The sequence below is a fragment of the Sphingomonas yabuuchiae genome, from assembly GCF_014199595.1.
GTDB classification, from domain to species: domain Bacteria; phylum Pseudomonadota; class Alphaproteobacteria; order Sphingomonadales; family Sphingomonadaceae; genus Sphingomonas; species Sphingomonas yabuuchiae.
The window spans coordinates 24,846-46,342 of sequence record NZ_JACHNX010000008.1; the positions used below are offsets into that span (position 1 = coordinate 24,846).

The window sequence follows — 21,497 nt, forward strand, 5'->3', positions numbered from 1 at the left end:
GCTTGTTGGTCGCGATCGCCCTTGCCTTGCCCGTCGCCGGTCGGGCGCAAACCACCCATGTAGCGGCGTCCCGCCGGATCGTGCTCGCCCCCGCAAGGCTGGATTTCGCGCTGCGCGAACTGGCGCGACAGGGCGGCATCACCGTTGTTGCCACCGATCCCCGCCTGCGTGACGTTCGCACCCGCGCCCTGACCACCGGCGCGCCGCCCGCCAGAGCCCTGGCGCATTTGCTGCGCGGGACCGGCTACCGCGCCATCGCGATCGACTCCGTCAGCTTCCGTATCGTCGGATCGCCGCGTCGCCCATCCATCAGCCGCCCTCCGCCCGCCATCCCGCCGCCCGCTGGCCGAACGGGCGATATCATCGTGACCGCCAGCAAACAGGGCACCGAACTGGCCCGTTATCCGGGGAGCGTATCGGTGATCGGGCGCGGCGTCGCGCTGCCCAACGGATCGATCGACCTTAGCAGTGTCGCGGGGCAGACGCCGATCCTGCAGACCACCGCGCTGGGACCGGGGCGCAACAAGCTGTTCATCCGCGGCATCGCCGACAGCAGCTTCAACGGCGCGACCGAGTCCACCGCCAGCCTCTATCTCGACGAGGTGCAGATCGCCTTTGCCGGGCCCGATCCGGGGTTGAAACTCTACGACATCGGCGAGGTCGAGATTGCCGAAGGACCGCAAGGGGCGCTGCACGGCTCGGGCGCGATCGGCGGGATCATCCGCCTGACCTCAAACCCCGTGTCGCTAACCCGCGATGGTGGGCGGATCGAATGGGGCGGCGCACTGACCGGGGGCGGGGCGCCGAGCAACGATATGGCGGCGGTCGCCAACAAGGTGCTGCTGCCCGATACACTGGGCATCCGGCTGGTCGGCTATCATGCGGTCGATGGCGGCTATATCGACAATCTGCGGACCAAGGCGCGCAACATCAACCGGGTCGTGACCAGCGGTTTGCGCGGCACGCTGACCTGGAAGGTCGGAGACGGCTGGCGCGCCGAACTGGGCGGCGGTACCCAGTCCATCGTGTCGCGCGACGCGCAATATGTGTTGAGCGAGGATGTGCTGGCCAGCCGCTCGGCGATCGCCCAGCCATCCTGGAGCGACATGCGGTTCGGGCGGCTGCTCCTGTCCAAAAGCTGGGCGAGCGGCCTGCAATTCGTCTCCGCCACCGGCATCGTCGGCGGCTCATCCTTCGAACGGTTCGATGCCAGCCCGGTGGTGCCGCACGAAACCTATCAGCTGAACGGCGACAAGACGCTGTTCTCGCACGAAAGCCGTGTGTCACGACGCCTGGCCGGTGGTGGATCCTGGGTAGTCGGTGTCAATCTGGTGTCGGATCAGTCGGTGATGGGGCGCTCGCTGACCATCCGCCAAGGGGTCAGACCGGTGATCGGCGTGACCAACGTCACCCGCAGCGGTGCCGTGTTCGGCGAGGCGACGCATCCCGTCACCGGCCGCCTGTCGCTGACGCTGGGCGGGCGCGTGACCGCCGCGCGGGTCGATGGCGAACCGTCGATCACGCCGCGATCCAAGAATTTCGTGCGCGGCCGGTCGACCACGCGCGTCGATCCGACCTTTGGTTTCGCCTGGGCGCTGGGTGGTGACTGGACCGCGTTCGGCCGGTATCAATCGGGCTTTCGCACCGGTGGTCTGGCGGTCGCGGCGGGCGTCGGGCGGGTCGCGAACTTCGAGTCCGACTCGATCCAGATGGTCGAGGCGGGGCTGCGCCATGTCCGGCGCGGGGCGACGGGGCTGTCGGCGTCGGTCAGCCTGTCCCATGCCCGTTGGAAGGCGATCCAGGCCGACCTGCTCAACCGCGCCGGGCAGCCGGTGACGAGCAATATCGGCGACGCGCGCGTCGATGCGCTGGAGGGCTGGGTCGAGTGGGTGCCGCAGCGTGACTGGCACCTGACCGGGGCGGTGTTCGTGACCGACAATGAGGCGACAGGCTCGACCGCTTTGCTCAGTCGCGCCAACAATCGCCGCTTGCCGGAGACGCCCAGCGTCTCGGCGCGGCTGGGGCTAGTCCGCGATTTGGCCCTGGGGCGCGACACGATCCTGTCGACGCGGGGGGAGGTGGCCTTTGTCGGCCCCTCGGTGCTGGGTGTCGGCGACATGTTCGACGTCCGGCAGGGGGGCTATGGCGTCGCCAATCTGGGTCTGACAGCCCGGCGGGGCGGCTATGCGCTGGCGCTGACGTTCGACAATCTGCTCGACGAGCGAGGCAATCGCTTTGCCTATGGCAATCCGTTTCTGCTCGGGCGGCGCAATGTCTCGACACCGTTGCGGCCGCGCACCGTGGGGGTCAGGCTGAGCGCGGATTTCTAACCGCGACACGGGCATAGGCGGCCAGGCCCGCCAGCACATGGCGCAGGCGAAAGGCGTGGAAATGCCGGATCGTGGGCACCGGCCCGGCAAAGCGATCGCGCAGGTTGTGGACGTCCTGCACCATCCAGCGGCGAACCCGGCGGTCGGTCAGAACATGCTTGGCGTAGAGCGCTCCGTCGCCAAAGCCGTATCCCGCCAGCAGCGCGACGGCTTCGTCCTCGCGGCGGCGGCCGTGATAATGGTCGACGACGAAGTCGGGGTCGTAGCGGATCGCTATGCCCAGCGCCTGGGCTCGCAGCAGGAAATCGGTATCCTCGGCGGCACGGAACGGCGCGCCCGCTCCGAAGCGTTCGTCGAACGGCCCGACCAGGCGGCCGACATCGGCGGTGAAGGCCAGATTGGCGCCCATGACGAACCCGCCGGGAAAGCTGTCCGGCTCGGCGATCATCGGATGATCCTCCAGCTTGACGGTCAGCATCAGGTCAGCGGGATCGCCACGCAGGATACGCCCGCCGATGATGACGGGGGCGGGCTGCCCGGCAAAGGCCCGGGCCATATGTGCGAAGTAATCGCGATGCAGTACGCAGTCATCGTCGGTCATCGCGACGATCCGCCCCCGTGCCGCCCGAAGTGCCCGGTTGCGGGCGCGGGCCAGGCCCGGCACCGGCTCCGATAACAGCCGCACCGTAAAGGGCCGGTCGATCGCCCAGTGCCGGATCACCGCCGCCGTGGCATCGGTCGAGCCATTGTCGACCAGGATCAGTTCGATCGCGCCGCTGCCCGGATGCCGGGCGGCGGCATCGATCGAGGCCAGCGTGGCAGCCAGGCTGCGGCTGCGATTGCGGGTGCAGATCAGCAGGCTGATATCGATCATCCCGCGATCAACTCCGCCGCCTCCTGCGCGGACCGCGCCTGCCGGACGAGCGGACTTTCCGCCGTCCAGGCCGCGATATAGGCGCCGACCTTGCCATAGTCATTGTCCAGCACGACGTGACGGATACCGAGCAGCAGGGCCAGGATATGGCCGTGCAGCCGGTCGGTGACGATCCGCTCGCCGCGAGCGAGCAGCGTCAGCCCGCGTTCTACGCGCTCCCGTGCCCGCTCGGTCGGAGCCGACGCCGCGACCGGCGGTTCGTCGAGCCAGTCCAGGGCTACCGTATCCGCAAGGGCCAGCAAAGGCGCGTCGTCGCGCGCGGCACGTTCGGCGTCGGAGCGCAGCAGCATCAGCACTTGGCAATCTGCCAAGGCCGGTCGCTCGACGCTGCCCAGGCCGAAGGCGGAGTCTGGGGCGAGCATACTGGGGCAGGTGAAATGCCGGCGGGCCAGGTCGAGGCTCGCCGTGTCGCGGACATAGAGGTGGAAATCCGGGTGGCTGTCGACCAGTGCGGCGAAGCGGTTGCGATGGGCTTCGTCGCGGAAGTGGATCGACTGGGGCAGCTGGACGATCCGGCGGTCGGAAAAGCGTTCGATCAGATGTTCGCGGAAATGCTGATGATGCGGCCAGATGTCGCCCAGATTGCCGCCGCCATGGATCAGGATCGGCCCGGTCGGACAGGCGGCGCGGAAGGCCGCTTCGTCGAAATCGTCCCAGCGGCAGATATAGGCCGGATCGCCCGCGCCGACCGCATGGAGCAACGCGATCTCCCCGAGCCAGATCGCGCTATCGCCTACATTGGGATGGTCGGGAAAATCGACCAGCGCATAGGGCTCCCCCGACGTGACGTGACGACGATAGAGGTCGAGCAGCGCCTTTCGCTGGCCTGCGATCACATCCTCGCTCACGCCGCGATGGCGCTCGGTAAGGCGGTACGGACGCTGGCGTAAAGCGCTTCGCAGCGGTCCAGCCAGAGGTCGCGGGCGAAATGCGTCTCCACCCGGCGGCGGGCGGTGCTGCGCGGAACGGCCATGGCGCGGGTCAGCGCGTCGGCCAGCGCGGTGACATCCCCCGCAGGGGCGACGCACCCGGCCTCGCCGACGACTTCGCGCGCCGCACCTGCATCGAACGCGGCGACCGGCAGGCCGCACGCCATTGCCTCGATGGCCACCAGTCCGAATGGTTCGTCCCAGCAGGGGGTGAACAGGAATACCGAGGCCCGCCCCAGTTCCTGCGCCAGCGCTGCGCCGTCCAGATGCCCGCCATAACGGATGCCATGGCCCAGCAACGGTTCGACCTCGGCGGCGAAATAGTCCGGGTCCTCGACCGCGCCGAACAGGGTCAGCGCGACGCCCGCTTCCCGCGCGGCATGGATGGCGAGGTGCGTGCCCTTGTTGGGGGTGATCCGCCCGCACCACACCGCCTCGCCATTGCCCTGCTCGGCAAAGGGCCAGGCGTCGGGGTCGATAGCATTGTGCAGCACCGAGGCTTCGGGCGGCGCGCCGTTCGGCCACCAGGCCTGCAACTGGCGGGCGGAGGTGACGGTCAGCCTATGGGTCGGGCTGGGGCTGATCGTCACGAAATGATGGAGCGCGTCATAGGGCGGCACATGCAACGAGGTGGCGGTCGGCACTTGCGCGGTCCGGCGTTGCTCCAGCGGGAAACGGTGCAGGCTGTTATTGTGCACCACATCAAACCCACCGCGTGCGATCCGGTCGCAGGCGGCGGCATAGCCCGCATCGACATGCGCGATCAGCTCGGGCTTGCCGCGATGCTCGGCCCAGGGGAAGACGGCTTCGTAATGGACCGGCAGGACCGGATCGAGGGTGAAGCGCGGGTCGCTGTCGCCGCTGGCGAACAGCACCACCTCATGCCCGCGTGCCGCCAGCCCCTCGGCCAGATACCAGCCATGCGCCTCCATGCCGCCCAGGAAAGGCTGGCGGATGGGCTGGCGGACATGGGCGAGCAGTGCGATCCTCATGCCGCGACGCAGGCGCCGGCGGCGCGCTCCTCCAGCAGGCGGATGACGCTGGCGGTGTTGGCATAGGGCTGGTGGCTCTGCTGCCCGGTCAGCGCGAGGTCGTCCTTATTGGGGCGGCGCAGGATTTGGATCGGGCGGCCGGGCGTATCGTCGATCAGGCCCATCAGGCGAAAGGCGTGCAGCCAGTGGCCCATGGTGCGATAGCCCCATTTCGCCTCGAACAATTCGGCATTGCGCACCACGCTGTCGATATGGTGGACCGGCGGCATGTGGTGCGGGTGGTATTGATGATAGGCGAGCCCGCCCTTGATCCAGGCGATCGGCACGCCCGCCTTGTCCACCACCTTGCCGAAATCGGTGTCCTCGCCGCCATAGCCCGCATAGCGCTCGTCGAACCCGCCGGTGCCGAGGAAGGTGTCACGACGCATCGCGAAGTTCAGCGACCAGAAGCAGCGATAATCCTCGCACCGCTCGATCCCCTCCGGCGGCGGTCCGCGCCGGTCGGAGTGGCGCACCGCGACCTCGGCGAAATCCTGATATCGCCATTCGCCCGCCGTCGCGCCGCCGGGCAGGTACATGACCTCGCCCATCAGCAGCCCGTCTTCCTGATCCAGATAGCGATCATAATCGGCCAGCAATTCGGGGGTCGGGATGCAATCCATGTCGAGGAAGACCAGCTTGTCGCCGACCGCCGCCTCGGCCGCGGCATTGCGTGCGGTCGCCAGCGGCAGGCGCGGGCCGGACACCATCATCTGGCGGATCGGGAAGGGGGCTTCCGGCAGGTCATAGGGCGTGTCCTGAATGACCGCGACGATCAGCTCGGCGGGGAGCATCGTCTGGCGGGTCAGGCCGATCACGACGTTGCGCAGATGTTCGGGGCGGCCCCCGGCGAGCGTGACGACCGAGATCATGAAGAGGCTCCGGTGGATTGGGGAAGGGAATGGGTGAGGTCGATCGGCCAAAGCCGTGCGGACAGCGTCTCCAGCCAGTCGGCGGCGGTCTGCGCGGGCGCGTCGGCGATCATCGCGCGCTGTATGGCGGGGCGGTGCTGGCTGCGGGTCTCGGCCAGCGCGGTGGTCCAGGCCTGGGCCGAGGAAGGCAAATGCGGACAGACGCACGCGACCCCGGCGGCGGCCAGCGCCTCCGCCTTGCGATGCTGCTCGTCGAAATAGCGCCATTCGGGGATGGCGAGCCAGGGGCGGGCGGCGGCCAGTATCTGCTGGCAGGTGGTGTTGCCGGTCGAGGCGATGACGAGGTCGGCGGCGGCGACATGGTCGGCCGGATTGTCGACCCAGCCGCGATGCTCGATATTGGCGGGCTCGGTCGCATGCCAATCGCGCGCGACCGGGCCGATGGTGATCCAGCGGGCGCCGGGGCGGCTGCGCGCGCCGACACCGAGCGGGGCCTGGGCGAAACCGCCGCCGCCGCCGCCCGACAGGACCAGGATCATTTCCTCGTCCGCGCCGACGCCGATCCGCTGGCGTGCCAGCTCGCGCTCCGGGATGCGGGTGTCGACGCCCAGTCCGCCGACGAAGCAGGTCTTGGCGCGCATGGCGGCGTCCCATTCGGGCTGGGCCAGCGCCTCGTCGAACGCGGCGAGCAATCCGGCGGCACCGTCATAGGCGGCGCGGTGCCCGGCATCGCTACGGTCGCCATGCTGGAGAATCTTTACATGCGGGACCGAACAGATGCGCGCCAGTTGCGCGATCTCGGCGGAGACGTCGCAGATCATCAGGGCGGGGTCGGCGTGGTCGAACCAGTTGGCGATCACCGCCATGGCATGGCGGATGCCGGGCCAGCCGAGCGGCGCGCAATGCAGCGTCTCGGGCGTCGGCACCATGTCCATCGTTCCCGCCTCCAGCCCGGTCGGCTCGAAGAGCGAGGGGATGGTGACGATCTCCACCTGCGGCGGCAAGGGTGGGAAAATATCGTCGCGCGCACAGAAGATGGTGACGGGGCGCTCGGGCGGCAGGGCGTTCAGGATCGCGGCGCAGCGTTCGGCATGGCCGCGCCCCTGATGGTGGACGAAATAGCCGAAGGGGCGCGTCACGCCGCCGTCGCCTGGGTCGGCATCGGCGTGGTCAGGCCCAGCCGCTCCAGCCCCTCCATCACGCCATTGGCATGATGGGCGGTGACACGCAGCAGGCCGTCACGCTCGGGCAGGTCGGCCAGTTCATGCCCGGCATTACCCACGACGATCGCATGGCCGCAGGCGTCGAGCATGTCGACATCGTTGCCGCTGTCGCCAGCCGCGATGCACGCACCCATCGGCAGGTCGAGCCGCTTGGCATAGGCGGCGACCGCCGCCGCCTTGCCGCCCAGCGGTGCCAGCACGTCGATCAGCCGTCCGTGCGAGAAGACCGTCTTGGCGGAAAGTCCCTGTTCGGCCAGCGTCTCACGGACGCGCGCGGCATCCTCGGCAGTGCCGAAATAGCTGACCTTGTGCGGCCCTGCCGTGTCGCGCGGCTGGGGGCGCAGGCGCAAGGGTTTGAGCGCGGCGACCACCGCCTTGCGGTCCCACCCTTCGTCCAGACGCGCGGCGAAGACGGGGCATTCCTGCCATCCGCGCTGGCCCTTCAGCATGATGCGCGTCCCGACATCGGTGATGAAGGCGTCCGGCTCGGGAATGCCCCATTGCGACAGGATAATGCGGGCCATCGCGAAGGAACGGCCCGTCGCGACGACGAAAGGCAGGTCGCTCGCCTGACGCCATGCCGCAAAGTCATGCGCGCCGACCCGACATCCGGTCAGCGTATGATCGATATCGCTGGCGAGCAGGCCGGGGGTGCGCGGTAGATGGGCATAGAGCGCGGTGGATTCCATGGCGTAGCGGTCCCAGGTATAGAGGGTGGAGCCCGATCGGCCATTCGCGCTCATCCGCGCATGGGTGTCGGGGTCGGACAGGATGGTAAGGCAGGCGGCGGCAATGGCGTCTTCGTCGCGCGGCTCGACCAGCAGGCCGTGGCCCAGGGCGGCGACGATCTCGCTGGGGCCGCCATGCCGGGTCGCGACCACGGGCACGCCCGCCGCCGCCGCTTCGATCAAGGTCAGGCCGAAGGGTTCGTGAAGGGCGGCATTAACGAACACGCCGCCCGCCGCTGCGCGCTCATAAAGGGCGGCGACGTCATGCCCGTCATGCCGTGGCGGCAGGGCGAAGCAACCGCGAAGGTCGGGCCTGTCGGCGAGCGCCAGCAACTCGGCCAGCACGGCGCGCTCCTCGGTCGATCCGGGGCCGTCATGCTGGCCCGCCAGGATGACCAGATTCGCGGCCTCGCGTAAGGCAGGCGAGGCGGCATAGGCGCGGGCGAGCGCGCCCAGATTCTTCTTGGCGACAGGGCGCGCGATGGCGAGCAGGATGGGCTTGGTAGGTTCGTCGAGCCATTCGTCCAGCCGGTCGGCGAGCGTCGGGCGACCGGGTCGGCCGTCCTCATGGTTCGGCACGCCGGGCGCGATGCGGTGGATCCGTCCGCCGGCTGGAATGCCATAGGCATGGACCTGCCGCTCGGCCTCGTCCTCGGTCGAGACGATCAGGGCGTCAGCACTGGCGATGGCCGTCCGCTCGGCGGCGATACGGCCATCCAGCGCGGGCGACGGACCGTGATGGCGGCGCTTGTCGATGCCCAGTGCGTGCGGGGTATAGACGAAGGGGATGGCAAAGCGCCGCCGTGCCTCGGCCGCGACGGCGGCGGCGTCGGAAAAGTGCGCATGGATGACGTCGGGCAAGCGCGGCAATCGGGCGAGGTGCGCGCAGAAGGCTTCGGTGAAGGCGGCCAGATCGTCGGCGAGCGCATCCTTCTCCAGATAGCGTCGATTGGCGGTGGCGATCCGGTCGATGGTCAGCTTGGGCGAAAGCCATTCGGTCGCACGGGCGTGATCGAGCGGCAGTCCCGGTTCCTCGAAGAGCCGGGTGACGATGGAAACTTGATGTGTATCAACATTCTTCGCCTGGGCGGCGGCTGCGTCCAGAATATAGGCAATATGACCGCCCGTATCGGCGGTGATGCCATAATGGACAGGTGGCGATTTCAGGCACCCACCAAGTGCCAGATGCAGGATGAACAATCTCGCCCCTTTCGTTATGGAGCGACAACGTTATAAATATTGATTGGCTCCCAGTCGGATAGCGGAAAGATTGCATTCGATTGACATGGGCGTCATTTTCGCCGCCCAATTCTTGATCAATATCAATATCGGTGAAATTGGCTGAGGGGCGGCTGCCCGTTGGATACGCTAAGGCCGTCGTCCATTCCGCCCGGCACCCACTTCGGAAACGATGGGCTTCCGTCCTCTTGTCTCCGCTTTGGCCACTCGAGCCCATGACAACAGGTGCCTGGGATCAGTGTTCCGCCCGGACCACCCAAAAATCCGAAATGACCGGAAAAAGCGGTTCAGGGCCGCATCATGTCCTCGGGCAGCCCCTTGAAGGACGACGCGCGGCCGAGCGTTTCGCAATGGGCGGCCAGCCACTCTCCGGCCTGCGCACGACCCATCTCGCGCAAATCCTGGAGCACCGACCAGCGCGTGTCGACCTTGCTCGTCCCCGATGGCCCCGCCAGTTGGGGCGGCGGCGACAGCAGGTGCAGATTGACCCGCGCGATCGCCCGCATTCGCGGATCACGCGAGGTTTCGGCACGGGCGACATCCTGTATCTCCGACAGGGCGCGCAGATCGCGGCGCAGGCAGGCGTTGAAGCTGATATCGCTGACCCGGCGCATCACCTCACCGACCGAGCCGCCGACATCCTCGACGGTGAAGGGCGTGATCTGGACGATCATCATATCGGTCGCGCCGATCGCCTCGGTCAGCAGCGGCTCCAGCGCGGGGTTGGCCGTGAAGCCGCCGTCCCAATATTGCTCGCCCTCGATTTCCACCGCCGCGAACAGTTCGGGCAGACAGGCCGAGGCCATCAGCGCGTCGAGCGTCACATCCTCGCCGGTGAACAGCCGCGCCGACCCGCTCGCGATATGCGTCGCCGCGACATAGAAGGGCAGGCGCGTCTGGCGGGCTAGCAAGTCCAGGTCGATGCTTTCCGCGACCGCCTGTCGCAGCGCGCGCATGTCGCGCACGCCGGGCAGGAAGGGCGCGACATAGCGGCTGGAGAGCTTGGCGATGTCCAGCGACCGGCGCAGTAGCGGCTCGAAGAACGGACCGCCCATTGCGCCGACATCGAGCGGGGCGAGCGGGGAGGCATCGGCGACATGGCCCCATAGCCGCTCCAGCGCCGCCTTCGCCCCGGCCGCGCCCTCGGTCGCATAGCCCGCAACGACCGCCGCGCCGTTGATCGCCCCGGCGCTGGCGCCGCTGACCCCGACGATCTCGATATCCTCGTCCAGCAGGCGCTCCACTACGCCCCAGCCATAGGCGCCATGCGCGCCGCCGCCTTGCAGCGCGAGGGCGACGCGGGGGCGCGACGGGGCATGGGGTTCGAGACGGTCGGTCATGGCATACCTCCTTCTGCGTCGCGTCATGTTGCAACGCACAAAAGGCAAATGCCATCCCGTTTCGGTGGATTTTTATGGGGGTGTGGGACCGATAACTCCGTTCCTCCCCTTGCGGGGAGGAGAATGGTCCTACCGCTTGGTAAAGCCGCCGATCCCCGCGATCGCCAGCTTGGCGGCGGGCTTGGACATTTCGGCGAAGGTCAGCCGCAGATAGCGGACCGGCCGGACGCTGCTGAAGGACAGGCGCTGGGTGGAAAGCGCATAGGCGATGTTCGAGAACTCGCCCGAGCCTGCCGGGGCCCAGCTCTTGCCGTCGACGCTCGTCTCCGCGACGTAACCGCGCGGCGGAGCGGCGTCGATCATGACCTGGCGCGAAGGCGTCAGGCTGAAGCCCGCGACATCGCGCACCTGGCCCATATCGACCGTGACGCTGGCGGGCTTGCCCGGTGTCGGGGCGGGCTGCACCCAGATGGTCTTGGCGTCGTTGTCGAGCAGCTTTTCGGCACCCGGCGCGGTGGCGGAGACGATATTCCAGTCGGTCGTCGCCAGCACGGTCGGGTCGCTCGACACGATGGCGGGGACGGGGACCGGCGCGACGCTCTGGAACAGCGAAACCTCGCTGATCGCCGGGCAGACGGGGGCGTCGACGATGCGCAGGCGGACCCGGCGTGCGGTAATGGGCTGGGGCAGGCGGATGATCCGCTGCGCGCTGATGCACTCATGCTCGGCCAGTTGCTGCCACCGGCCGCTCACCTCCGCATCGACCGCGAAGCGCGTGACGCGCAGCCCAAGCGGCAGATATTCGCGGATGCGGATCAGGTCGAAACGACGACCCGGCGGCAGGTCCAGCGTCAGGCTGGGCGTGGTCACGCCGTCCGGCGCGGACCAATAGGTGTCGCGCTGGCCGTCGAGCACCTTGGCGGCCTCATACCCCTTGCCGCGCACATGGCTGGCGCTGGCCACCGCGCCCTGCGCCAGGTCGGTCGCGAAGCTGGCGCGGATCGCGTCGCCGAAGCTCTTCAGGATCTTCACGTCCTGATCGGGAATACGCCCGCGCCGGTCGGGCGGCAGGTTCAGGTTCATGTTGGTGCCGCGCGCCACCGAAGTGTCGAAATAGCCGACCAGGTTTTCCGGCGAGCGGACCTTCGAGTCCTCGTCCGCATGATAGAACCAGCCGGGCCGGATCGAGGTGTTGGTCTCGGCAGGCCACCAGAGAGCCCCGCCGCGCACGCCCGAATTGCCCTCCGACTGGACATAGGGATGGTTCGGCATGGTCGGCCAGCAGGGATCGCCCGCGATACCGTCCTCATTGCCGACCCAGCGAATATCGGCTCCCAACGGGTCGAAGGTGCAGGCCATGGGCTGATGCTGATGGACCAGCGCGATGATCGAGGGCCAGTTATAATATTTGGGCGCGTCGATCTGCCGCGTCTCGCGTGCGCCGCCATAATAGCCGTCGCCGCCATTGGCCCCGTCGAACCAGAACTCGAACAGCTCGCCATAACCGGTGCAGAGTTCGACCACCTGCTTGCGGAAATAGTCCACATAGGCTGGCCGCCCATATTCGGGATGGTTGCGATCCCAGGGCGAGAGATAGATGCCGAAGGCCAGCCCCGCGCGCTTGCAGGCGTCGGACATCTCGCGGACGATATCGCCCTGGCCGTTCTTGTACGGGGCGTTGCGGATGCAATGCTCAGTCAGCTTGGTCGGCCAGAGGCAGAAGCCGTCATGATGCTTTGCCGTCAGGATGATGCCCTTCAGGTTTCCCGCCTTGGCCGCCCCGACGATCTGGTCCGCGCTGAAGTCGCTCGGGTTGAACATCTTGGGGTCTTCGTCGCCATAACCCCATTCCTTGTCGGTGAAGGTGTTCATCGCGAAGTGGATGAAGGCATATTGCTCGCGCTGGTGCCAGCGCCACTGCCGCGCCGAGGGGACCGCGCCGTAAGGAGCGGGCGCAGCCGCCCCCTTTTGCGCGAAGGCGGGCGCGGCGGAGGCGACCAGCCCGGAGGCAAGGACGGCGCGGCGGGAGAAATCGGTCATCGTCAATTCGGCTCCGGGAGGGATCAGGCGGGCAGGTGGTCGAAGGACGGCGGGCGATCCTTGGGATCGCGGCCAAAGGCGGGGTTCGGCTTGGCGCCCATGGTGAAGGACAGGGTGCCGCCCTTGGACAGGGTGACATGGTCGATCCAGCTCTTCGTCCAGGGGCGGCCGTTCCAGGTCACCGACTGGATATAGGGCGTGTCCGGGCCGTTCCCCTTCGCCTCGACGACCAGCGTCTTGTCGCCGCCGACCGTCAGTTGCGCCCGGTCGAACAGCGGTCCGCCGAAGACGTACGCGCCGCTGACCGGATCGACCGGATAGAAGCCGAGCGCGGAGAAGAGGAACCACGCGCTCATCTGGCCGCAATCGTCATTGCCGATGATGCCGTCGGGCGCGTTCTTGTACATCTCGGTCAGCAGGCGGCGGACCATGGCTTGGGTTTTCCACGGCGCACCGACATAGGCATAGAGATAGGCCGCATGCTGGTCCGGCTCGTTGCCATGCGCATATTGGCCGACCAGACCCGAAATGTCCGGCGGCGCGTTCTTGGGCAGGGTCGAGGGCGCACTGAACAGCTCGTCCAGCTTCGTCTCGAACTTCGCGTCGCCGCCCATGTGGCGGATCAACCCATAAACGTCATGCTGGTTGAGGAAGGTCGCCTGCCAGCCATTCGCCTCGGTATAATCGCGCCACCACGGCTTGGGCATGTGGCCGAGCTGGACGGGGTCGTAATCCTTCCACCAGCTGCCGTCGCTGAAGCGGGGACGGGCGAAATTGATCGAGGGGTCGATGACGTTGCGCCAGTTGCCCGAGCGCTTGCGCAGCCGGTCGGCCTCGGCGGTCTTGCCGACGCGACGCGCGATGTGCGACGCGGCCCAGTCGTCATAGGCATATTCCTGGGTCCGGCTGACGCTCTCGAACCACTTGTCCGCGGGCACATAGCCCTTCGCGTCATACAGGTCGCGGCCCTTGCTATTGTCCATGTCGGGCGCGGTGAAGTCGAAGCTGCGCTTGGCGATGCCGGGCCAGGCGGCGGCATAGTCGGCGGGAATGCCCTTCACCATCGCCTCGGCCATGATCGGCGTGCCGTGCCAGCCGATCATGATCCCCGTCTCCTTGCCCTGCAGCGTCCAGACCGGCGGGCCATAGGCGCTTTGCTGGGTCTGGCGGATGATGTCGTCGACCAGCTTCTTGGCCTGGGCCGGCTGGGTCAGGATCAGCCAGGGGTGGAGCGCCCGGTACGTGTCCCAGGTGGAAAAGGTGCTGTAGGCGAACTGCCCGGCGGGGGCCTTGTGCACCTGTCCGTCCAGCCCGACGTAGCGCCCATCGACGTCCGAGAAGAGCGTCGGCGCGATCAGCGTGTGGTAATTGGCCGAGGCCATGATCGTCTGCTGGTCGGGGGTGCCGCCCTCGACGCGGACGCCGCCCATCGTTTCGGCCCAGCGGGACATGGCGGCGCGGCGAACGCGGTCGAAGTCCCAGTGCTTCGCTTCGGCGGCAAGGTTCGCCTTGGCACCCGCGACATCGACCGCCGAGATGCCGCAGCGGATCAGCAGCGGCGCATCGCCCAGCTCGTCGAAGAACAGGGCGGCCTTCAGGCGGTTGCCCTTGACGGCGGTGCCGTTCGCAGGCGTGTCGCCGTCGCCGTAAAGCTGGATGCGCGAAGGCTTCTTCGACAGCTGCATCGCAAAGAAGATGCGGCGGCCCTTGGCCCAGCGGAACACGCGACGGGTGCCGGTGATCGTGCCGTCCGGCTCGATGGTCAGTTCGGCGTCGGTAATGAGCGGCTTGGCGTCGCTCTTGTCGAGGACGAGATGCGACAGGTCGACCAGCACATGGCCCGGCCCCTTGGGATAGGTATAGCGGTGCCAGCCCGTCCGCTCAGTCACGGTAAGCTCGGCAAGTACGCCGGACTCGAGCTTCACCCGGTAATAGCCGGGTTCGGCCTGCTCGTCCGAATAGCGCTGGCGATATCCTTCATCGGGGTTGGCGAGCGGCCCCGCGACCAGCTTCAGCTCGCCGCGCGTCGGCACGACCAGCACGTCCAGCATGTCGCCGATGCCGGTGCCCGACAGATGGGTATGGCTGAACCCCATGATCGAGCCGTCGCCGTGATGATAACCCGAACAGGTATCCCAGCGCTCGACATCGGTATCGGGGCTCAACTGCACCATGCCGAAGGGCATCACCGCACCCGGATAGGTATGGCCGTCACCGCCGGTCCCGACAAACAGATTGGGACGGGCGACCGGCATCGGTACGGCGGCGCTGACGCCACCGATCGGCAGGCTGGCGATCGCGGTCCCGGCGAGGAGTGAGCGGCGGGTCAAAATCATGCGAACGTCTCCCGCAATACTTCCGGCCGGGTGGCCGCGACATGGACGATCAGCTCGCCGAACAGGCCATTGGCCCAGGCGAACCAGTCGCGTGTGAACTTGGCGGGATCGTCGATATCGACCCCTTCGTGAATGAAGCCCGTACCGCCATGCGACCCACGGATCATCGCGAGGCTCGACCGCAGCAGCGCAGGGTCGCTCGAAGTCAGCGCGCGGGTGATGATCGACATCGGCCAGACCTGGCCCGGCCCGGTATGCGGACCGCCGATACCGGTCAGCGCCTTGCCCTCGAAATACCAGGGATTGGCCTTGCTCCAGCACGCCGCGACCGTCCGCTGCCACAGCGGATCGGCTGCATCGACGCAGCGGAGATAGGCCATGCCCGACAGCGAGGGCACATTGGCGTCGTCCATGAAGACGGCATTGCCATAGCCATCGACCTCATAGGCCCAGACGCGCTCGCCGCTCGGCAGGGTCATCGTGCCGAACTGCCTCAATGCAGCCTCGACCTCGGCGGCCAGCGTGGTGGCGTCCTGTGCCAGCGCGGGCTCGCCGACCGCGTTCGCGAGCGCCGCCAGTTCGCGAAGCGTCGTCATCGCGAACAGGTTGGCGGGGACGAACTGGCAGTAGAGACAGGCATCGTCCGAGGGGCGGAAGCCCGAATGGATCATGCCGTTGGGACGCGTCGGCAGGCCATAGCCGCGATACAGCGTCTCGGTCGGCTCGGGCGCGGAGCGGCGGAAGCGATAGGGGCCGGAGCCTTCCTTCCGCTGCTGTTCCCGAAAGGTCTTCACGATCAGGCGCGCCGAGGCTTTCCACTCGGCGTCGAACGGCGTCGTGTCGCCCGTCTCGCGCCAATAATCATGCGCCAGCCGGATCGCGTAGCAGAGCGAGTCGATCTCCCATTTCCGCTCGGCGACGCCGGGCTTCATGTCGGTATCGTCCTTTAACGCCCAGCTGAGGTTCGTCTTGGCGGTCGGGTCCTGCATGAAGGCATTGGCGTAAGGGTCGATCAGGATCGAACGCACCTGCCGCCCGATTAGCCCGCGGAACAACCGCCCCAGCGCCGGATCGCGCTTCACCAGATGCAGATAGGGTCGCAACTGCGCCGCCGAGTCCCGCAGCCACAGGCAGGGAATATCGCCGGTGATGACGAAGGCATCGGGCTTGCCGCCCACCTCGCCCAGCGACAGCACCGTGGTGTCAAGCGTGTTGGGATAGCAGTTGCCGAACATCCAGCGGAGTTCGGGATCGGCGATCAGCCTCGAGATGCGGGTGATCTCCGCCTCGACCGCCTTCGACACGAAGCGGCGGTCGGCGACGGCCGGGCGCTTGCTGGGGAAGGCGGGCGCGGCGGCGAAGGCCGGGGCGGCGGCGAGCGCCGCGCCCCCGGCGATCAGTTCACGACGGTTCGGGGTCATTTGGGCAGGTCCTGCGCGGTGCCGGTCACGGTGAACTGCGTCCACTGGCCAGCGCCGTCACCCGGCTGGCCGCCGCCGATATAGAGCTTGTAGGTGCCCGGCAGGATGCGGCGGGTGCCGTCGCGCCAGACCTGGCTCATGAGGCGCGGATCGATGGTGAAGCGCGCCGTGCCCGCCTGACCGGGCTTGAGTGCAACGCGGGTGAAGCCGACCAGCTGGCGTTGCAGCACGGGGTCGGTCAGCACCAGCTTCTCGTCCGTGGCGGGCGGGACCAGATAGGCCTGGGTCACTTCCTCACCGGCGCGCTGGCCGATATTGCGCAGTTGCACCGCGACATCGACCGGCTGGCCGACCGCGACGCTGGCGGTGACGGTCGGCTGGCCATAGTCGAACTTGGTGTAGCTCAGGCCATGGCCGAAGCCCCAGGCGGGCTTGCCGGTGAAGTAGCGATAGGTGCGCTCCTTCATGCCGTAATCGGCAAAGGCGGGCAGGTCGGCGGTCGACTGATAGATGGTGACGGGCAGGCGGCCCGAGGGGTTCACGTCACCGCTGAGGATCTCGGCCAGCGCGGTGCCGCCCTCGGTGCCCGGATAGAAGGCCGCCAGCGTCGCGGCGGGCTTGAAGTCGCCCAGCGACACCGCCGAGCCCGACATGACGACCGCGACCACCGGCTTGCCGGTCGCCTGGAGCGCGGCGAGCAGCTTGCGTTGCGGCTCGGGCAGCACGACCTCGGTCCGGTCGCCGCCTGCGAAACCGGGCACCGAGACGCCCAGCGCCTCGCCCTCCAGATCGGGTGACAGGCCGACGACGGCGATCAGCACGTCGGCGGTCCCGGCGACCTTCAACGCCTCGGCGGTCAGCGCTTCGGCAGGCGGCAGCCATTGCAGGCGCAGGCCCTCATCGCCGCCCTTATGGTCGATCTCGACCCGGATACGACGCGGCGCGGAACCGTCGATCGTCGTTTCCAGCGCCTTGCCGCCGATCACATCGTCCACGACCAGCCGGTCGTCGACATAAAGCTTCACCGCGTCATGCGCGGGGCAAGCGTGCCAGCAGGCGGGGCCGTCGAGGCGCAAGCGGTACTGGCCCGGCCCCGGCGGGGTCAGCGTGCCGGTCCAGCGGCGCTGGAAGGGCGCGGTCTTGGTATAGTTGAAGTCGATGCGGCGATCCTGGCCCGCGACCGACCACTGGCCGTTCGCGCCCATGGTCTCGACCGTCAGGCCGGGCCTGCCGTTCGCGGACAGCGCGGTTTCGGGCACGCCGACGAACGCGCCTTCGGCCAGAACCGAGCCTTGCGCATAGCGGACATTGCGGCCGAACCTGGCACGGATGCCGTCGAGCGGGGTGACGGGGTTAATGGCGGTGCCGTGATAATTGCCCTCCAGCACGCCCAGATCATCGGCATCCGCGCCGAACACCGCAAGCGTCTTGCCCTTGAGCGGCAGCATGTCGTTCGGATTGTCGAGCAGGATGATGCCCTTGCGCGCCGTCTCCAGCGCCAGCGCGCGGTGGGCGGTGGTGCCGACTTCGCTCGCCTTGATCCGGTTCCAGGGCGAATCCACGGTCAGCATCCGCCGCACCGCCAGCGCGCGGGCCAGCGCGGTGTCGATCTCACCTTCGGTAATCAGGCCGCGCTCCACCGCCTGGGGCAGCGAGAGATAGGCCTTGCCGCAGTTCAGGTCGGTACCCGCCCGCAAAGCCGCCGCCGCAGCGGCAGGCGCGTCGGGCTGAGCATGGTGGAACATCCAGATATTGCCGACCGAATCACAATCCGACACGACGAGGCCGTTAAAGCCCCAGTCGGTGCGCAGTCGCTGGGTCAGCAGCATCGGGTTGGCACAGACCGGCGTGCCGTGGATCGCGTTATAGGCGCACATCAGCGACAGCGCCTTGCCCTCGGTCACGGTTGCGCGGAAGGCGGGGAGGTAGGTCGCCTCCAGATCGCGCGGCGACACCATCACGTCGAAGCTGTCGCGCCCGCCCTCGGGGCCGGAATGGACCGCCATATGCTTGACGGTCGCGATGACCTTGGGATGCTTCAGGTCCGGGCCTTGCAGGCCGCGCACGAAGGCGATGCCGATGCGGCTGGTGAGGAAGGGGTCCTCGCCATAGGTTTCCTGGCCCCGGCCCCAGCGCGGATCGCGGAAGATGTTGATGTTGGGCGACCAGATGGTCAGCCCCTGGTACAGCCCGCGATCGGCGTTCAGCGGCTGCGAATTGAACTTGGCGCGCGCCTCGACCGCGACGACATCGCCGACCTTCTGGATCAGCGCGGGGTCCCAGGTCGCGGCCATGCCCATCGCCTGCGGGAACACGGTCGACGGCCCGTTGCGCGCGATGCCGTGCAGCCCCTCGCTCCACCAGTCATAGGCGGGCAGGTTCAGCGCGGGCTCGGCGGGTGCTTCGTTGACCAGCTGCGCCGCCTTTTGCGCGACGGTCAGCTTCTGCGCCTCCGGGGGAAGGGCGGGGGTGGCGGCCTGACCGGCGGCGGCGAGGAGGAGGAACGGGATCACTGGGCGTCCTTCGGACCGAGGGTGTAGATTTTGAGCTCGCGCGCCAGGGTGGCGGCGTCCGCGTCGCTTTGAATGGTGAGCGTAATGCTCTCGCCAGGCAACAGGTCGAAACCGTCGTCGGACGGTTCGGCGGCGGTGGTGCCGAAATTGACCTGCACCTGCCGCGCGAGGTTGCGCGCGGTCAGCGTCAGTTGCTTGCCCGCCCAGCGCGCGATGATGCCCGGCGCGGGGTAGAGCATGTCGCGCGGCACCTTTCGCTCGATGATCTGGCGGGCGACGACCTTGTCGCCGTCGAACAATTCGGCGACGCCGTAGCTGCTTTCCGGCGCGGCACCCGCGAACAGCGTCGCGTCGGGGATCGTTGCGACATCGCTGGCGGAAGCGGCGGCCATGGTCACGCTGCCGCTTTGCGAGCCCAGCTTGCGGCCGTCCATGCCATAGCCGGTGACGCGCCAGCCGAGCGGCTTTGGCGTCGTGGCGTCGGACACCAAGGCGATCCGCGTCGCACCGGGCTTGGTCTCCGCAACGATGGTCTGGGGTGCGAAGAAGCGGCGGACCTCGTGCTGGAGCATCTTGTCATGCCCGGTCCAGTCGATGCTCGACCAGCTGATCGCGGGCCAGCTGTCGTTGAGCTGCCAATAGAGCGAACCCAAAGTCACTGGGCGGCAGGCGCGGTGGTGACGCGCGGCCAGGCCGATGGCGCGGGCCTGCATCGCCTGGGACAGATAGATCAGATCGGCGAAGTCACGCGGATCGCGCAGATTCTGCTTCAGGTAGAAGGTGACGCGCTCATTGCCTTCGCCCGCCAGAAACTTCTGGTGCGCCTTCATCACCGGGCTGTCGATGCGGAAGTCCTCGGGCGCGGCGAAGGTCGCGATGGTCGACAGGTCGGGAAAGGCCTGGAAGCCATATTCCGACATGAAGCGTGGGCAGCTGTCGGTATAGCGCTCGATCGGCTTGGAGCCCGACCAGACATCCCAGAAATGGCGGTCGCCGTCCTTGTCGGTGTCGGTCGGCCCCTCATAATCGGTCGAGGGCGATCCCGGCCAATAGGGGATGCCGGGCGCGTTCTTGACCACCGCTTCGCGCAGCACGCGATCGAACAGCACCGCCATGCCGGTGCCGATCCGCTCCTGCTCGTCCGGGCCGACCGCCTTCTTGAACGCCTTGCGATCCGACCAATTTTCCCAGCCCGACAGCACTTCGTTATTGCCCGCCCAGATGACCAGCGAGGGATGGGATTGCAGGCGTGCGACCTGCTCCTCGGCCTCGATACGGACATTCTCGCGGAACTTGGCGTCGGGGGGCGTCACCGCGCCGCCGAACATGAAGTCCTGCCAGACCATCAGGCCCAGCTCGTCGGCGGCGTCGTAGAAGCTGTGCTCGGGATAATAGCCGCCGCCCCAGATGCGGACGATGTTCATGTTCGCCGCAACCGCTTTTTCCAGCATCTGGCGCTCGGTGGCGGCGGCGACGCGCGACGGGAAGGCGTCGAAGGGAATGACGTTGGTGCCCTTGGCGAAGATCACATTGCCGTTGATCTTCAGCCCGAAGCTGCCGTCCTTCCGGACCAGCTCGACGGTGCGCAGGCCGGTGCGCTTCTCGACCGCATCCGCCCCGGCCAGCGCGGCATTGACGGTGTAGAGCGGATGGGTACCGAAGCCGACCGGCTGCCAGCGCTGCGGTTTGGTGATCGCGACGGGGACGACCACCTCATTTTCGCCCGACTGGAGAGCGACATCGCGGCGGACCTTGATGCGCTTGCCATCGGGGCCGGTGACGGTCACGTCCATCCGCGCCGTCTGCGCGCGGTCGGCGACGACCGAGGCTCGGGCGAGGATACGCGCCTCGGCATCGGTCAGCGCCTCCTGCTCGATGCGCAGATTGTCGATGCGCGCGGTATCCCATGCTTCCAGGCGGGCGGGGCGCCAGATGCCGACATTGACGATGCGCGGTGCCCAGTCCCAGCCATATTGGTATTTCGGCTTGCGGATATAGGGTGAGGTCTGAACACCCTTCGGCTCGTCGCCATAGGGCGAGTCATACTCGCCGGGCAGCGGATGCTTCTCGGCCAGCACCATCGGCTGGAGCGTCTTGATCGGCGAGGCGAAGGTGACGACGATCTCGTTCGCGCCCGCCTTCAGCAGCGGCTTGGCATCGGCCCGCCAGCGGCGATGCGCGTTGTCGGCGGACAGCAGGCGCTGCCCGTTGACCGTGACGGTCGCGAAGGTGTCGAGCCCATCGAACACCAGGTCTAGGTGATCGCGGGCCAGCATGGCGGGCGTCACGTCCAGATTGGTTCGATACTGCCAACCGGTCAGGCCCGCCCACTGGATCGGGGCCTCGTTTGCGCCCTTATAGGGATCGGGCACGATGTTCGCTGCGATCAGATCTTGCTGCACGCTGCCGGGCACGGTCGCGGCCAGCCAGTTCGCCGCCTGTGGGTGCGCGCCGGCGGCGGCGGCGTCCTTCGGGTCGATCCGCACCTGCCACCGGTCGAGCGTCGCCACCGTCTTGGGCGCGGCCAACGCAGGAGCCGCCATCGGCAGGGGCAGGGCGAG

At 67.7% G+C, this 21,497-nt stretch carries 13 protein-coding genes; 1 reads left to right on the forward strand and 12 read right to left on the reverse strand.

What is annotated here, in order from left to right; translation table 11 throughout:
- Positions 1-2 precede the first annotated feature (2 nt).
- Positions 3-2,330, forward strand: coding sequence for a TonB-dependent receptor (locus tag GGQ89_RS11165; protein WP_184105842.1), 2,328 nt, complete (start codon positions 3-5; stop codon positions 2,328-2,330).
- Here GGQ89_RS11165 and GGQ89_RS11170 read toward each other — a convergent pair.
- From GGQ89_RS11170 to GGQ89_RS11225, 12 genes are all read right to left on the reverse strand, one after another.
- Positions 2,308-3,204: a glycosyltransferase family 2 protein gene (locus GGQ89_RS11170; RefSeq protein ID WP_184105843.1), complete on the reverse strand. Its 897-nt coding sequence runs from the start codon at positions 3,202-3,204 to the stop codon at positions 2,308-2,310. The genes GGQ89_RS11165 and GGQ89_RS11170 overlap by 23 nt on opposite strands.
- A complete protein-coding gene (locus GGQ89_RS11175; RefSeq protein WP_184105844.1) occupies positions 3,201-4,112 on the reverse strand; it encodes a polysaccharide pyruvyl transferase family protein in 912 nt (303 codons plus the stop codon). Before GGQ89_RS11175 ends, GGQ89_RS11170 begins: the two co-directional genes overlap by 4 nt.
- Positions 4,109-5,185 (reverse strand): glycosyltransferase, encoded by a 1,077-nt coding sequence (locus GGQ89_RS11180; protein ID WP_184105845.1) that lies wholly within the window; start codon positions 5,183-5,185, stop codon positions 4,109-4,111. Before GGQ89_RS11180 ends, GGQ89_RS11175 begins: the two co-directional genes overlap by 4 nt.
- Positions 5,182-6,096 (reverse strand): galactosyltransferase-related protein, encoded by a 915-nt coding sequence (locus GGQ89_RS11185; RefSeq protein ID WP_184105846.1) that lies wholly within the window; start codon positions 6,094-6,096, stop codon positions 5,182-5,184. The genes GGQ89_RS11180 and GGQ89_RS11185 overlap by 4 nt, the downstream gene beginning before the upstream one ends.
- Positions 6,093-7,235 (reverse strand): glycosyltransferase, encoded by a 1,143-nt coding sequence (locus GGQ89_RS20340; protein ID WP_184105847.1) that lies wholly within the window; start codon positions 7,233-7,235, stop codon positions 6,093-6,095. The genes GGQ89_RS11185 and GGQ89_RS20340 overlap by 4 nt, the downstream gene beginning before the upstream one ends.
- Positions 7,232-9,247, reverse strand: a complete 2,016-nt coding sequence (locus tag GGQ89_RS11195) for an HAD-IIB family hydrolase (protein WP_184105848.1) — start codon at positions 9,245-9,247, stop codon at positions 7,232-7,234. Before GGQ89_RS11195 ends, GGQ89_RS20340 begins: the two co-directional genes overlap by 4 nt.
- Before the next feature lie 326 nt (positions 9,248-9,573).
- The gene (locus GGQ89_RS11200) at positions 9,574-10,626 is read right to left on the reverse strand and encodes a patatin-like phospholipase family protein (protein WP_184105849.1); all 1,053 of its coding nucleotides are present in this window, start codon (positions 10,624-10,626) and stop codon (positions 9,574-9,576) included.
- Positions 10,627-10,755: 129 nt separating this feature from the next.
- Positions 10,756-12,666 carry an alpha-L-fucosidase gene (locus GGQ89_RS11205; protein WP_184105850.1) on the reverse strand — a complete coding sequence of 637 codons (1,911 nt, stop codon included), beginning with the start codon at positions 12,664-12,666 and terminating at the stop codon, positions 10,756-10,758.
- A 23-nt stretch (positions 12,667-12,689) separates the two neighbouring features.
- The gene (locus GGQ89_RS11210) at positions 12,690-15,002 is read right to left on the reverse strand and encodes a GH92 family glycosyl hydrolase (RefSeq protein ID WP_184105851.1); all 2,313 of its coding nucleotides are present in this window, start codon (positions 15,000-15,002) and stop codon (positions 12,690-12,692) included.
- Entirely contained in the window at positions 14,999-16,423 is a 1,425-nt protein-coding gene (locus GGQ89_RS11215; RefSeq protein WP_184105852.1) for a glycoside hydrolase family 125 protein, read from the reverse strand. Before GGQ89_RS11215 ends, GGQ89_RS11210 begins: the two co-directional genes overlap by 4 nt.
- Positions 16,420-18,936, reverse strand: coding sequence for a glycoside hydrolase family 3 C-terminal domain-containing protein (locus GGQ89_RS11220; RefSeq protein WP_184105853.1), 2,517 nt, complete (start codon positions 18,934-18,936; stop codon positions 16,420-16,422). Before GGQ89_RS11220 ends, GGQ89_RS11215 begins: the two co-directional genes overlap by 4 nt.
- Positions 18,933-21,479 (reverse strand): beta-mannosidase, encoded by a 2,547-nt coding sequence (locus GGQ89_RS11225; protein WP_184105937.1) that lies wholly within the window; start codon positions 21,477-21,479, stop codon positions 18,933-18,935. The genes GGQ89_RS11220 and GGQ89_RS11225 overlap by 4 nt, the downstream gene beginning before the upstream one ends.
- Positions 21,480-21,497: the final 18 nt, after the last annotated feature.